Origin of the sequence: Vibrio sp. YT-15 (assembly GCF_033337445.1) — a bacterium.
GTDB classification, from domain to species: Bacteria; Pseudomonadota; Gammaproteobacteria; order Enterobacterales; family Vibrionaceae; genus Vibrio; species Vibrio alginolyticus.
This window is the reverse complement of the sequence record NZ_JAWOQR010000008.1, coordinates 178,183-191,564: the sequence shown is the minus strand read 5'-3', so window position 1 is coordinate 191,564 and position 13,382 is coordinate 178,183. Positions and strand designations below refer to the sequence as shown.

Sequence of the window (13,382 nt, the reverse complement as noted above, 5' to 3'; positions counted from 1 at the left end):
TAGCCCTGAAGGTTTTCTTCGGGGCTTTTTTGATCTTACTAATACATACCAAACCATTCATTTGCTTGATTTTAATGATTTTCTTACGATTACAATGCAAATCATGCGTATACTCATGTAACGACACATCAAAGATTGAGATTACATGAATAAGCGTATATTAAACGGACTCTTCTTCGTTGGTTCTTTCACCTTGGTTGGCTGCACCGCGACGGATAGCATGCCGACAGAAACCAAACAACCTTTCCCTAAAATCAACAGTGTTAGTGCTGAAGTCATTTCCAGTTGGATTGATAGTAAGGTTTTAGCCCCTGAAGGGCTGTCGCTCGAGCAAGACAATCTACGTTATCTATCGGGTAGCGCCGACCTAAACAGCGACGGCAAGGCAGAATACATAGTGTTGCTTCAAGATCGCTATTTCTGTGGTAGTGGTGGCTGTGCTGCATATATGTTTGATAATGAGGGAAACGTTATCAATCGAATGTCGGTAACTCGCACGCCTATTGTACTAGCCGACAGTTACAGTAATGGTTGGCAGGACTTTATCGTTTGGAGTAATGGCTCATATCGACTCATGAGTTACAACGGTGAGTCTTATCCAAGTAACCCGTCACTAGAGCAAAAGGTGGATCGAGACGCTAACCAGCAGGCGGCAATCGCAAATGTAATGGCGACAGAGCTTTATCAGCAAGACGGCTATGACATTCTGCCCGCAGAGTCAAAAACCTTGTGGACGCCAGCTAACGTTTACCACTTTACCTTCAAGCACTACGGTGACCCGCATAGCGCTTATCAAGCAACGGTGGATATGAGCAGTGGGGAAGTAGACATTGTAGCCGTACCGGCTGCGGAATAAAAAACACCTCCCTTAACCGGAATTAAAGGGAGGTGCTAAATGCCAAATTCGAGGGTGGCATTGTTAACCGGAGTCGCTCTAATTAAGCTGCGACTTCTTGTTTCGCTTCTGCTTTGCTTTTTAAGAATGCGTAAGTAAAGCCAGTTACCGCTGTACCTGCTGCAATAGCCACTAAATACATTAATACTGGTGAAATTGCGTTAGGAATTAGCAGCACGAATAGACCGCCGTGTGGTGCCATTAATTTCGCACCGAATAGCATCGATAGGGCACCAGTAAGTGCGCCACCTGCCATACAAGATGGAATCACGCGCATTGGATCTTTCGCAGCAAATGGAATTGCGCCTTCAGAGATGAAACAAAGGCCCAAGACAAATGATGCTTTACCTGCCTCACGTTCATTTTGTTCAAATTTGTTCTTCGCAATGAAGGTCGCTAAACCCATACCTAGCGCAGGAACCATACCTGCGGCCATGATTGCCGCCATTGGCGCGTAAGTTTGTGAAGCCAAAAGGCCAACACCAAATGCGTAAGCGGCTTTGTTGACAGGGCCTCCTAGGTCGAAACACATCATTGCGCCAAGGATAATACCCAGTAGTACTGCACTGTCAGATCCCATGTTGTTTAGGAAGTCAGTCAGGCCGTTCATGATGCCTGAAACTGGGCCGCCTACGATGTAGATCATGACAAGTCCGGTGAACAATGTTGCCACAAATGGAATGATCAGAATCGGTTTAAGCGCCTCCATCGATTGTGGCAGTTTCACCTTATCTGCGAGGAGTTTCGCTGCGTAACCGGCAATGAAGCCAGCTGCGATACCGCCAAGGAAACCTGCGCCAGTAGAACTTGCTAGCATACCACCAACAAGACCAGGAGCCAGACCAGGACGGTCAGCGATTGAAAACGCAATATAGCCAGCAAGTACAGGAATCATCAATGCGAATGCAGAGCCACCACCAATGTTCATCAAGGCTGCTGCTAGTGTGCCTTCTTCTTTAAATGCTTCAATACCGAACACGAAAGATAGAGCGATGATCAGACCACCTGCGACAACCACAGGCAGCATATGAGACACACCGGTCATCAGGTGTTTGTAAGCGCCTTTTTTCTCTTCGGTGGAAGATGAAGAGTTAGCTGAACCAGAATGCTGATACACAGTGGCTTGCTCGAATGCTTTGTCCATCTCTTCGGCTGTTTTCTTCAGAGCTGGACCTGTTTTCGTGCGGTACATCTTTTTGCCGTTAAATCGATCAAGTGGCACTTCAATATCCGCAGCAATGATCACCAGATCGGCGTCTGCAATTTCTTGCTCAGTCAGTTGGTTTTTAGCGCCAACTGAACCACGAGTTTCCACCTTGATTTGATGGCCACGACGCTTGCCTTCTTCTTCTAAAGCTTCTGCCGCCATAAAGGTATGCGCAACGCCAGTAGGGCATGCCGTGATTGCAACAATCTTCTTCGCTGCTGATGTTGTATCTGTAGTGATAGGGGCTGCAAGTGTGGTTGCTTTTTCAAGTAAAGTGGCGTTTTCAACCGCTTGCTGGAGAAACGCAGTTGCGTCTTTTGCTACTTCGCTAATTTCCGCTTGGTAAACCTTTTTTCCTACAAAACGAGAAGTGTCGACGCTAGTATTTGCCGCAATGACAATGACTTCGGCTTGTTCAACGTCAGCTTCCGTCAATAGTGTTGGTTCAACCACACTTGATTGACATTCTATTTTGGCATTCCAGTTTAATTTTGCGGCGGCTTGTTCTAGTAATCCTGCCGCAAGGATGCTATTTGCTACACCGCTCGGACAGGCAGTAATAATGGCAATATTCATACGATAACCTTCTGTTCCTTAGTTTTGTTCTAAGTTTGTAATAGGGTAAAGCGCGCTAACTTCAGTTTGTCGCTTGATATTTTCCAGTTCTTCCTGACTGGTTAGCCCTACGCCAACTTGACTAACTGCCAAAGCAGAAAGTGCCGTAGCGAAGCGCAATAAATCGTTTTTAGGCATCAGTTGCATGTGGCCCCAACACAAGCCAGCGACCAGCGTATCGCCTGCGCCAACGGTGCTCACTACATTCATTCGTGGTGGTTGAGCACGTAACCATTCGCCTTGGTTAAGCCACATCACGCCGTCTGCACCCATAGAAACTACGATGTTCTCAATACCTTTATCGCTTAGCGTTTGCGCTGCTTCTTGGCATTGTTCTGGCGTTGCTAGATGTTCGCCAACAAAATCACCAAGTTCTTCATCGTTAGGTTTAATCAACCATGGGTGAGCATCAATACCTGACTTCAATGCGGCTTTGCTACTGTCGAACAACACCTTTTTGCCTTGTTGATGCAGTGCTTCTATCCATGCAGCGCATTGTTCGGCGGTTACGCCTCCAGGTAAGCTACCTGCAAGTACAAAGTAATCATGCGTCTCCGCTAGACGAAATAGTGTCTCCTCAAAGCGAGTAATTTCGTCGGCCGCTACTTGAACGCCAGGGAAGTTGATATCACTGACGTTGCCATTGGCCTCAACCAGCTTAACGTTGATACGAGTGGCACCCTTTACTTCCACAAATTCATTCTTAACGTTGATGTCATTGAAAAGCTGATGAAATAGCTCAGGGTTATCTTTACCGAGAAAGCCGGTAACCGTGACGTCTGCGCCTAAATCGCTCAATACTTTTGCTACGTTGACACCTTTACCAGCAGCGTGGAGATTGCTTTGCTGTACTAAGCTCACGGAACCAACGTTTAGTTCATTTACTGAACCTGTTAAATCCAATGCCGGGTTGAGCGTAATAGTGACAACCTTATTTGTTTTGTTTGTCATATCGGATCCTTAACCTTCACCAAGGCCAGAAGCGATTGCATTTCCGATAGACTCCAAGGCTTGCGGGGCATCAGGGCCTTCTGCTGTAAATTGAAGTTGGTGACCGTGCTTAACGCCCAGCGCGATAACTTTCATTAGGCTCTTCGCGTTTACTGCTTTTCCATCTCCGTCTAGGTTGGCAACACGTATAGTGGATTCAAACTTTTTCGCTTCTGCGACTAACATTGCCCCCGGACGAGCATGTAGGCCGTGAGAGTTTTTGATTTTAAATACAGCGGTATTGCCTTCTTCTGAAGATGCGGCTGTGACTTCTTCACCTTTGAACAAAGCAAGAATCTGTTCTACTGATGCATCTAAAAGCTTGCCGTGCTCATTGTTAAACACGATATTAGAAAGCGTTTTTAGGATAGGCTGGTGAGCATTGTTACATGCCGCAAACGCGACAAGTGCACGCACTTTTTGACCTTCATATTCGCAGTCGTTTGCCGTCGAGACAAATGACACGCCTGTGCGAGTGACATGTTTGTCACTGCCAATTAACCACAGGCCATTACCTAAGTGAGTTGGTTGTTTGGTAACGAGATCAGCAACGAATTCGTTATCAGCACATCCCGTATTTTTCAACAGACCACCAGCAACAGCACTCATCTGTAGCATGTCGCTCGCAGGGAACATGAGTTGAATTAAAGAAGCGTCAAAGTCTGCTTCAAGCTGAACATCACCGTGCAGTAGGGCGATGATCTCGTCTTCGTTTTTTGCATTACGCAGACGCTCTTCTACGCCATCTGCGCCTAACACTTTGGTGAGCTGTTTAAGAATGCCAAGGTGCTCATCAGATTTAGCTGCGATACCGATAGCGACGAACACAGTATTGCCATCACCCCAGTCGACACCTTGTGGGAAGTGATGCACAGCAACACCCGTTGTTTTCACCATTGAGCGAGTGTCAGTCGTGCCATGTGGGATAGCAATACCGTTCCCCAAAAACGTAGAGTTTTGGTTTTCACGGTTTAGCATGCCTTCAACGTAACCGTGTTCAACTAGGCCTTTATCAGTCAGGCTATGAGCAATACTCTTTATTGCTTCAAACTTATCTGTCGCTGATTGCGAGAGGGTAATGTCGTTCTTATTTAGCTTAAGCATGGTGCTTCTCCAGCCTTAAGGTATCAATTTAAAAATGTATTCTGTGTGAGAATTTGAACGCCGCTTCTTCTGAGCGCTTACTCAATCCTCAAACCTTTTATCTTTCAAGCTAAATCGATTCAGCTTGTTGGTAAATTTTTTAAAAGACTCAGAAAAACTGTTTTAAAAACTGACGTTAACAAACGAGCCTTTGCCGCTGTCCTATAGCCTAGCTCACAAATTGGTTTGTTGCGTGTTCGGGTGATTTACGTCAATTTTTAAGTTTTGCTGAATCCTTTCAGCTTTTATACTGAATCGGTTCAGCTTATAATTCAACTTATCGAAAGATCGTTGATGTATTAATATGATCGCGCGCACAGAATAAGGTTTAGAATATGACACTGGATGAAATAGCCAAATTAGCGGGTGTTTCTAAGACAACTGCAAGTTATGTGATTAACGGAAAAGCGCAGAAATACCGCATCAGCGAGAAGACTCAGAAAAAGGTGATGGCCGTTGTAGATGAGTACAATTATAAGCCAGATCATGCGGCGTCTTCCTTGCGGGCAGGTAATTCACGCTCATTTGGGCTTATCATCCCAGACTTAGAGAACACCAGTTATGCGCGTCTTGCAAAGCTGATAGAGCAGAACTCCCGGAAAGCGGGATACCAAATTTTGATTGGCTGCTCTGATGATGATCCTGATACAGAGCAAAAGGTGGCGGAAGCATTAGTCAGTCGTCGCATTGATGCGTTGTTTGTGGCAAGTGGTATGCCCACTGCAAACGAGTATTATCTTAAGTTGCAAAATGCTGGTACGCCAGTTATCGCGCTAGACCGTCCAATGGATGATGAGCACTTTTGTTGTGTCATCAGCGAAGATTTTGATGCCGCACTTGAACTCACTCAGTCAGTACTGTCAGAGGATATTAAGTCCATTGGCTTAATCGGTGCATTGCAAGATCTTCAAGTCTCAAAAGAGCGTGAGCTCGGTTTTCTATCTGCTTCTCAACAAGGTTGTAAAATGGCAACAGTGGGTTATGGACAACACTTCTCCCGGGAAGAAGGCAAGAAAGTCTTAGAGAGGTGGTTAACAGAGAACGCATTGCCAGATGCCATTGTTACAACGTCATATACACTGTTAGAAGGTGTGTTGGATGTAATGCTAGAAAAACCAGAACTGATGGGAAAGGTGCGTTTAGCAACATTTGGTGATAATCGACTGCTGGACTTCTTGCCTGTGAAAATCAACTCTTTGCCTCAACAGTTTGAGTTGATCGCGGACAGCGCAATGGAGTTAGCACTCAACGCTTCCGCCAAGCGTTACAAGCCTGGCGTAGAACTTATCCCGCGTAAAATTGTGAAACGTCACTAAGTAACTAAATAGGTTGCTCAAAGCTTTACTTCAGCAGTCAGCGCCACAAATGCGTGGTCGCTAGCGTTTTTATCTCTGTCATAAATCGGGTTGATCAGATGTTGGTTAGACACCTGATAGTCAACAACCTCGGCAACCGATATATCTGATAAGGTGTCAAACTCTTGTGAGAGCAAGATATAGTCGAGTACATTCCCAGTGGAAAAATGATAATGCGTGGCTGGGCGTTCATCCTTCAGGGTGTCACTTTGCAATAACCAACCATCTTTGAGTTGTAATTCAGTGACGCTGTCACCAGTATTGGATACCAATGCGCTGTTAACGCTGATAGGAGTGATAGGTTGATTCATATCGCCCATTAACACTGTCGGCATTGGTTCTTTTCGATACCTCTTTTGCATCGCGTCTCTTAACATCGCTGCTTCCCAGCCTCTTTGCTGGGTGGATAACCAGCGCCCAATAATCGTGCTAGACGTTTCTGGTTGTTCTGAGTCGGCCGGGCGTTGAGATTTCAGGTGCGTTACGTAAACGGCGATATGACCAAGTACAGGATGTATTACTTGGGCATAGATAGGTTTGCGACTGAACTCTGGAGCAACACTTACTCCAAAAGGCTCAAGCGTTGCTAAGTCAAACTCTACCGCTTGTACTTTTTCTATTGGAAACCGAGAGGCGATTGCCACAACAGGGCTTGAGTAAATGTACTCATCCTCAACATGTGGGGTGTCAACGGTCGCAAAGTAGGGGTAGCCGATGGTTGAAAAAAATTCCTGGGTCTTCTCGATACTGAACACTTCTTGTAAGCCAATCACGTCGCCTTCCAGTTTTTCAACTTGACGTTGCGTCCACGAAAGTTTGTCTCGCCATTGCTCTAACGAGTATATGTTCTCGAAATCATAGTAGGCGTTAGGCGGTGCGACAAAATTAAACAAGTTCGCAGTGACAAAGGTAATTCTACTTGGTTGAGACAAAGTATTCGCTCTTTTCAACAATAACTTAGAGAGTATATACCTTCAGGTTGCGTAATTGCAGCCTCGTTTGAAGTTGGCATTGACGTAACAGCTTGCGAATGGTCAGTTAAATAGGTCAAGACGTGCTCAAAAGCCACAAAGAACCTGCGATAGAGCATTGGCTGAGGTTTCTATTTTGGGGCATTGCGTTTAAACTTCAGAGCATCAAATATGAAGAGTAAATAACATGACCCAAGATTACGACCACGAAGAGTATTTAGAAGGCGAAGAGATTGAGATCGAAGCGATTGGCATCGATGTTGATGCGCATCCAATCGAACTGTACAAGCTTTTTAAAATCGCAAACTTGGTCAGCGGTGGCGGCGAAGCAAAACATATCATCGAGGAAGGCTACGTCGCGGTGAATGGTGAACTAGAAACACGTAAGCGCCGCAAGATGTATGATGGTGACTTTTTTGAGTTTAACCAGGAATATTATGTTGTGGTTTGCGATGCGCCAGTAACCGAACCTGAAACGGCAGAGCAAAAAGCAGAAAAGAAAGCGAAAAAAGAAGCACAGTCTTCTCGTAAAGATAAGTCTCGTCAAAGTAAGTCACCTAAAGCCTCTGGGCCTAAATCAACAGGCCGTAAAGCGGCACATAAAGAGCGTAAAGCGCAGAAAGAAGCGTTGTCTCAGTCTGCTAAGAAAGGCAAAAAAGAAGACAAACCGCAAGCCACTCGTGATCCGAAGAGCGGACGTAATTCTATTGATTTTTTCTAGGGAAATGAACGCTTAACTAAATAAGTGACATCTGAGTAAAACTAAAAAGCGCCGAGCATATTATATCGGCGCTTTTTTGGTTTCACTGTGCTGTAAGTGGGCAGTGTTAATGCACTGTCGTCTCGATGTTTAGGCTATCTGTCCAGTGATGAATGGCGCAAGGCTTTCCTAAGTAAAAGCCTTGGTAATAATCCAAATTAAGTTGATACATAGCTTGTAGCTGCACGTCTTCTTCAACCCCTTCTATAATGACTTTTGCTCCCATATGATCCGCTAGATCAACGGCGCTATGTATGGAAAAGGTTTCTCCGGCGCAGTAGTCTAGCAAATAGGAACGATCGATTTTGATGATGTCAGGGCAGAGCTGCTGAACACGTGCGATATCAGAATGTTGGGCGCCAAAATCATCGATAGCAAAGATAAAACCATTCGCTTTCATTAACTGTACGGCTTTGATTAATAAATCCGTATCTCCGCATGACTCTTCGACTACTTCAAAAACTACGTCTGTTGGGCTCATACCAAGTTCGGAAAGGCGTTTGTAAAGCAGGCCGTTATCTTTAAAGCCCATGTCTTTGGTTAGTGTGAGTAGCGTTTGAGGCATGACGTTAAGAAACAGTTTGATCGGCGTCCCCGCGAAATAGCGTGCAAAATTTCGAATGTGCATTGCTCTGGATAAAAACTCTACACATAAGCGAAAGTAGGGATCAAGACCATTACTGGCCAGAAACACGTCAGGACGAATTAGGGAACCATCAATGCCACGAATACGCAGTAAGGCTTCCATACCAATAATACGTTGGCGTCTATCAAAAATTGGCTGATAAACACTGTGAAAAGTGAATTGATTGAGAACTACGTAATATTCACCAAGATTATCTTGTTTTATGTATCGCTCGTAGTCGGATTGATTCTTTAACTCCATGAAAAACGCCGAAAATTTAGCATCTTGTCAATGTAACAGGGTGCAATTCTGATTTGAAGAATCAAATGTGCCTAATTACATATGCGGTTGAGTTAATTTGAAATGGCTTCCGATTTTGCTTCAATATGGCGAAAAATAAGTGACAGACCAAAACAAATTAAGAAGTAAGCAAGGCCGACAATCAACCAAATTTCAAATATATACCCTGATGAATTTGCCATCTCTGTCCCAACAAACGTCATTTCTTGTATCGAAATCAGTGAAACAATAGAGGTGTCTTTCACCAAAGAGATGGTTTGACCGGCAAGTGCAGGTGTGATTGATTTAAGCACCTGTGGCGCGATAACAAATCGGTATTTCACCCATCGAGACAAGCCCAATGAGTCAGCCGCTTCCCACTGACCTTGGTCGATACTTTGTAAACCACCGCGCACAACTTCTGCAATGTAGGCAGAAGAGAGTAAGCCGACACATAACACGCCAGAGGCAAGGTTTTCCCAAAGGTTCGAAGGCCCAAACAGAAAGTGCTGTAGCGCATTTGGTTCGCCGTTGTAGTTTCGTAGAAGATCTTCCAAACCAAGTAACGGGATCAATTGGTTAGAAATGAAAAAGTAGAAAATAAAAACAAATACCAACGGAGGGATGTTTCTCACTAACTGGATAAACGCATTGGCAGGTGTGCGCAACCAAACGGAACGAGAGAAGCGTGCTAAGCCTAACAAAGTGCCAAACGCTAATGCGAAGCTTATGCCCCAAACACTGAGCCTTAACGTCGAAATCAAACCTTGGAAGAAGTAGGGCAAACCACCATCTGCTCTAGGCGTGAAAAGTAATTCAAGCGCCTCTTTCCACTGCCACAAATAATGCACACCAATAGTGGACCGATGGTACAGCCAAACACCACCGATACCGCACATGACAAGTAGTACCCAGTCTAGTGTGTTTAATTGCGGTAAAAGGTAGCCTGTGCTGGATTTCGCGGGTGCTGTGCGAGTGGTAGTGTGTTCGCCCAAAAATTTGACTCCGATAAGTTATGGAAAAGTAAAATGGATGATTGGAGAGTATAGGCTCGCGGCGTCCACGAGCCATTTAGATTACTGGCCTTGCGCGACTTGATCTTGCCAATCTAATGTCGAGAACCAGTATTCATAACGTTGTTTTAACCATCCATCTTGGGTTCTTGCTTCAATCCATTTATTGAAAAAGGCCTTTTTATCTTCTTCCCCCAAGCGAACTGCAAAGGCTTCGTTACCTTTTGATAGTCGCTCAGAGAATGGAAGGAATAGTTTGTCGCTGTGTTTCACTGTCTCATGTTCTGGTTTTGGGCTAGAAGCAATGACTGCGTGGGCGTTACCATTCAGTACCTCTTGGAACGCTTGCGCGTCGTCATCAAATTGCAGGATCTTCGCTTTCGGGAAGGTTTCTCTGGCGACTTGAACGGTGAATGCGCCACGACGGGCCGCTATTTTTATGCGTCGTGAGTCAAAATCGGAGAATTCGCTAAAACCAGAGGCGAGTTCTTTGTTTGCTGCTACTTGAACGCCTGAGTGCGAGTAGGGCTCAGTAAACAAGACGCTTCTGGAACGCTCAGGCGTAACAGACATGCCACCGATGATCACGTCGAACTTTTTCGCCAGTAGTGCGGGAATAATGCCATCCCACGCAGTCGGTACGAATTCCACTTTCAAACCTGAATCTTGTGCTAAGCGTTTGGCAACATCGATTTCAAAACCGATTAACTCACCTTGCTTGTTACGCATTGCCCAAGGTACAAATGTTGACATACCAACGCGCAAAGTGCCTCGTTCTTTGATTTGATCTACATTGGGTGTGGCGACATCTTCTTTCGCGATTGTAGGCATAGCGATGGCTAGCCCTAATAATGCAGTAATGGTCGCTTTGAATAACTTCATGTTATCTCCTTATAATTTGCGCCAACTGGCTCCGAGTTTGTGTTCTAGCCATGCAGACAAGCCAGAAAGTGACAGAGTGAGAGCAAGATAAATTGCTGCCACGGTGAACCAAATTTCGAACGGCATCGCCGTCTCTGAGACGATGTTGCGTGCCTGTGTTGTTAGATCAAAAATCGCCATCACGCTTACAATGGAAGAGTTTTTGATCAAAGAAACCACTTCATTGGTTAATGGCGGTAATGTGCGCTGTAAAACCTGAGGCAAAATTACGTCTTTGTAGGTATAAAACGGTGATAGCCCGAGAGTTTGTGCTGCTTCGAATTGCCCTTTAGGAATACTGTTTAAACCTGCACGGAATATTTCCGCGGTGTAGGCACCTTGGAAAAGGGACAATGCCAAAACGGCGGTGCTGAATCGGTCCAAACCAATCGCGGGGCCAAACACGAAGTAGAGTAAATAGATTTGCACCAACAACGGCGTGTTACGTATTACTTCGACATAAGTGGTACCAATAACATTGCCGACTTTCGAATCGCTAAGCCTTAGTAACGCGGTAACCAACCCTAATACTAAGGTAAAAAATAGACTAATAGCCGAGATGTTAAGCGTTACCAATAGCCCATCAATAAGTTCTGCCGGCCACCATTCGCCATCTTCATAAAAAGCGATGTAATCAGGTACGCGCTCCCATTGCCATTGATAGCCCATAGCGTCGGCACCAGAGTCCAACACCCACACAATCGCGATGAAGAGGAGCGTCATTTGCAGTATAGCTTGAAGGACAGGTTTGATTACGCGAACTATCATCAGTAACTTAAAATTTGGTTCAAAAATGCTTGGGTGCGTGGATGCTGTGGTGTCTCAAATAAGGCGACTGGAGAGTTCATTTCCAAGATTTGGCCTTCATCCATAAATACCACGCGGTTCGCTACTTTTTTGGCAAATCCCATTTCATGCGTGACGCAAATCATCGTCATTCCGCTTTGAGCCAGCTCAACCATGACATCCAACACTTCGTTGATCATTTCCGGATCAAGCGCTGAAGTTGGCTCGTCAAACAGGAGTAAATCCGGTTCCATACACAAGGAGCGGGCAATCGCGACGCGTTGCTGCTGACCGCCAGAAAGCTGGATAGGATACTTACTCGCTTGCTCTTCAATATTGACTCGCTTTAGGTAATGTTTTGCGCGTTTTTCAGCTTCTTGTTTTGATAATTTGAGTGTGCGAATCGGCGCTAAGGTGAGGTTTTCCAGTACAGTCAAGTGAGGAAAAAGGTGAAAGTGTTGGAACACCATGCCGATTTTACCGGGCTTGAGAGATTTTGCGTGAGAAGGCTGGTCGAACACATGAAGCTGGCCTTCTTGAATCGATTCAAGATGGTTGATGCAACGAATGAGCGTTGATTTTCCGGAACCTGAAGGGCCACACACCACGACGATCTCGCCAGAATGCACGGAGAAGTTGATGTCTTTTAGAGCGTGGTAATCGCCATACCACTTATTTACGTCGCTAAACTCAACGACGGGAGTATTCTCTTTCAAAGGGGCACGCTATAACGGAAAAATATCCTTTTACAATAGCAAGTTGTGCGCGTAATTTCATTAAGAATAAGCTAATGTTTAGGCGATGATTTTAAGACTCTATTCAGATCGCTTACAAGATACATCCATGTTTCTTTAATGTTGGTGCAGTCTAGAGTCTAGAGTATGACTAACTCAGTTCAACGAGATACGGATAACGAACAACAATCGCAACAACAGACATAACCATTAGTGTCTGTGCAGAATAGTAGGTCACCATGACAACTTGTCGTGAAAATATTGACCGTCCTCCAAAGCGTTCGAAAGCCAATACGATGCCAGAGATAATAAAGATAAAGCTTCCGAGCACTGCAAAAGAGGAGGATTGTGTTTTCCCACTCAAATAATACTCGATCGAAGCCCAGCACATAGTCATCAGTACCAATATATAACTAGCAACTGGCCGTTTTTCTTTACCGAGATCCGGTCGGAACAACCAGTAGACGCATATACCGAGTCCGAACAAGGCAATTGGGAGCCAAGGTGTAAAATGCCACGCTGACATGATGGCAAAACCATAACTATAGGAGAGATGGGCAGAGCAAAAGAGCACTAATCCTGTAATGAACTTGTCTCTAGGGAGCATTAATAACACGTCACCAAGCAACGAGAGCGATAAGCCAATCAAAATCCAATGCGCATATGGCATTGGGTAAGCCGGGGACTGAATTAAAATACCAAGCATACAGAGCACTGGTAATGGTTTAGAAACGTAAAAGAGCCATTTAGAGCCTTTACGGATACTGATGATATGTATGAATGCTAATACGACAACAACTAGCCACATAAAGTGTTTTCTCGAACAGACAAAATTATGTAGTACATCACTACAACAAATCAAAACTTAATTAACGAGTTAACTCGTTCTTTGATCTCAATTATTTTTATTTGTGTAAAGCTGGACAGTTGTCTCTTTACTAACCAACACGGCCGATTTTTTGTCTGGAGGGAATCGTTGTTTTTAGAAGCCTCCTCGTTTTGAACGTGATGTGGCTTACAAAATAGCATAAAAAAACGGTATTGTGACTGTTAAGTCACAATACCGTTAAACCCTAGGAAGGGCAGTG

General features: G+C 44.8%; 13 protein-coding genes. 3 read left to right on the top strand and 10 right to left on the bottom strand.

The window, feature by feature from the left end; all coding sequences use genetic code 11:
* Window positions 1-145 precede the first annotated feature (145 nt).
* Window positions 146-856, top strand: coding sequence for a hypothetical protein (locus R7D93_RS16390; RefSeq protein ID WP_064354754.1), 711 nt, complete (start codon window positions 146-148; stop codon window positions 854-856).
* An 82-nt stretch (window positions 857-938) separates the two neighbouring features.
* Here the strand turns inward: R7D93_RS16390 and fruA are convergent, their stop codons facing one another.
* Genes fruA through fruB form a run of 3 tightly spaced genes read right to left on the bottom strand, consistent with a single transcriptional unit; the run spans window position 939 to window position 4,811 of the window.
* Entirely contained in the window at window positions 939-2,678 is a 1,740-nt protein-coding gene (fruA, locus tag R7D93_RS16385; RefSeq protein WP_225495955.1) for a PTS fructose transporter subunit IIBC, read from the bottom strand.
* 18 nt (window positions 2,679-2,696) lie between these two features.
* Window positions 2,697-3,668, bottom strand: a complete 972-nt coding sequence (gene pfkB, locus R7D93_RS16380; RefSeq protein WP_213867694.1) for a 1-phosphofructokinase — start codon at window positions 3,666-3,668, stop codon at window positions 2,697-2,699.
* Between the two features lie 9 nt (window positions 3,669-3,677).
* Entirely contained in the window at window positions 3,678-4,811 is a 1,134-nt protein-coding gene (gene fruB / locus R7D93_RS16375) for a fused PTS fructose transporter subunit IIA/HPr protein (protein WP_213867695.1), read from the bottom strand.
* A gap of 374 nt (window positions 4,812-5,185) precedes the next feature.
* On the opposite strand from fruB, the gene cra reads away from it, so the two are divergent.
* Window positions 5,186-6,166, top strand: a complete 981-nt coding sequence (gene cra / locus R7D93_RS16370) for a catabolite repressor/activator (RefSeq protein ID WP_213867696.1) — start codon at window positions 5,186-5,188, stop codon at window positions 6,164-6,166.
* Between the two features lie 17 nt (window positions 6,167-6,183).
* On the opposite strand, the gene R7D93_RS16365 is transcribed toward cra, so the two are convergent.
* On the bottom strand, window positions 6,184-7,137 hold the full coding sequence (locus R7D93_RS16365) for an endonuclease/exonuclease/phosphatase family protein (RefSeq protein ID WP_170890110.1): 954 nt from the start codon (window positions 7,135-7,137) through the stop codon (window positions 6,184-6,186).
* A gap of 226 nt (window positions 7,138-7,363) precedes the next feature.
* On the opposite strand from R7D93_RS16365, the gene R7D93_RS16360 reads away from it, so the two are divergent.
* Window positions 7,364-7,897 (top strand): RNA-binding S4 domain-containing protein, encoded by a 534-nt coding sequence (locus R7D93_RS16360; protein ID WP_005376400.1) that lies wholly within the window; start codon window positions 7,364-7,366, stop codon window positions 7,895-7,897.
* A gap of 106 nt (window positions 7,898-8,003) precedes the next feature.
* Here the strand turns inward: R7D93_RS16360 and R7D93_RS16355 are convergent, their stop codons facing one another.
* The 6 genes from R7D93_RS16355 to R7D93_RS16330 all read right to left on the bottom strand — a co-directional run bounded on the left by R7D93_RS16355 (window position 8,004) and on the right by R7D93_RS16330 (window position 13,102).
* Entirely contained in the window at window positions 8,004-8,822 is an 819-nt protein-coding gene (locus R7D93_RS16355; RefSeq protein ID WP_225495953.1) for an EAL domain-containing protein, read from the bottom strand.
* 92 nt (window positions 8,823-8,914) lie between these two features.
* The gene (locus tag R7D93_RS16350) at window positions 8,915-9,835 is read right to left on the bottom strand and encodes an amino acid ABC transporter permease (RefSeq protein ID WP_213972744.1); all 921 of its coding nucleotides are present in this window, start codon (window positions 9,833-9,835) and stop codon (window positions 8,915-8,917) included.
* A gap of 81 nt (window positions 9,836-9,916) precedes the next feature.
* A complete protein-coding gene (locus R7D93_RS16345; protein ID WP_225495944.1) occupies window positions 9,917-10,735 on the bottom strand; it encodes a transporter substrate-binding domain-containing protein in 819 nt (272 codons plus the stop codon).
* Window positions 10,736-10,744: 9 nt separating this feature from the next.
* A complete protein-coding gene (locus R7D93_RS16340; RefSeq protein ID WP_213914864.1) occupies window positions 10,745-11,542 on the bottom strand; it encodes an amino acid ABC transporter permease in 798 nt (265 codons plus the stop codon).
* Window positions 11,542-12,276 carry an amino acid ABC transporter ATP-binding protein gene (locus R7D93_RS16335; RefSeq protein WP_005376395.1) on the bottom strand — a complete coding sequence of 245 codons (735 nt, stop codon included), beginning with the start codon at window positions 12,274-12,276 and terminating at the stop codon, window positions 11,542-11,544. The genes R7D93_RS16340 and R7D93_RS16335 overlap by 1 nt, the downstream gene beginning before the upstream one ends.
* 169 nt (window positions 12,277-12,445) lie before the next feature.
* Window positions 12,446-13,102 (bottom strand): lysoplasmalogenase, encoded by a 657-nt coding sequence (locus R7D93_RS16330; protein ID WP_005376394.1) that lies wholly within the window; start codon window positions 13,100-13,102, stop codon window positions 12,446-12,448.
* Between the last annotated feature and the right edge of the window lie 280 nt (window positions 13,103-13,382).

Excerpts from the sequence above, each read along its gene's own strand:
- R7D93_RS16360 (WP_005376400.1), top strand. The coding sequence starts at position 7,364 with ATGACCCAAGATTACGACCACGAAGAGTATTTAGAAGGCGAAGAGATT.
- R7D93_RS16355 (WP_225495953.1), bottom strand. The coding sequence starts at position 8,822 with ATGGAGTTAAAGAATCAATCCGACTACGAGCGATACATAAAACAAGAT.
- R7D93_RS16330 (WP_005376394.1), bottom strand. The coding sequence starts at position 13,102 with ATGTGGCTAGTTGTTGTCGTATTAGCATTCATACATATCATCAGTATC.
- R7D93_RS16345 (WP_225495944.1), bottom strand. The coding sequence starts at position 10,735 with ATGAAGTTATTCAAAGCGACCATTACTGCATTATTAGGGCTAGCCATC.
- R7D93_RS16340 (WP_213914864.1), bottom strand. The coding sequence starts at position 11,542 with ATGATAGTTCGCGTAATCAAACCTGTCCTTCAAGCTATACTGCAAATG.
- cra (WP_213867696.1), top strand. The coding sequence starts at position 5,186 with ATGACACTGGATGAAATAGCCAAATTAGCGGGTGTTTCTAAGACAACT.
- pfkB (WP_213867694.1), bottom strand. The coding sequence starts at position 3,668 with ATGACAAACAAAACAAATAAGGTTGTCACTATTACGCTCAACCCGGCA.
- fruB (WP_213867695.1), bottom strand. The coding sequence starts at position 4,811 with ATGCTTAAGCTAAATAAGAACGACATTACCCTCTCGCAATCAGCGACA.
- fruA (WP_225495955.1), bottom strand. The coding sequence starts at position 2,678 with ATGAATATTGCCATTATTACTGCCTGTCCGAGCGGTGTAGCAAATAGC.
- R7D93_RS16390 (WP_064354754.1), top strand. The coding sequence starts at position 146 with ATGAATAAGCGTATATTAAACGGACTCTTCTTCGTTGGTTCTTTCACC.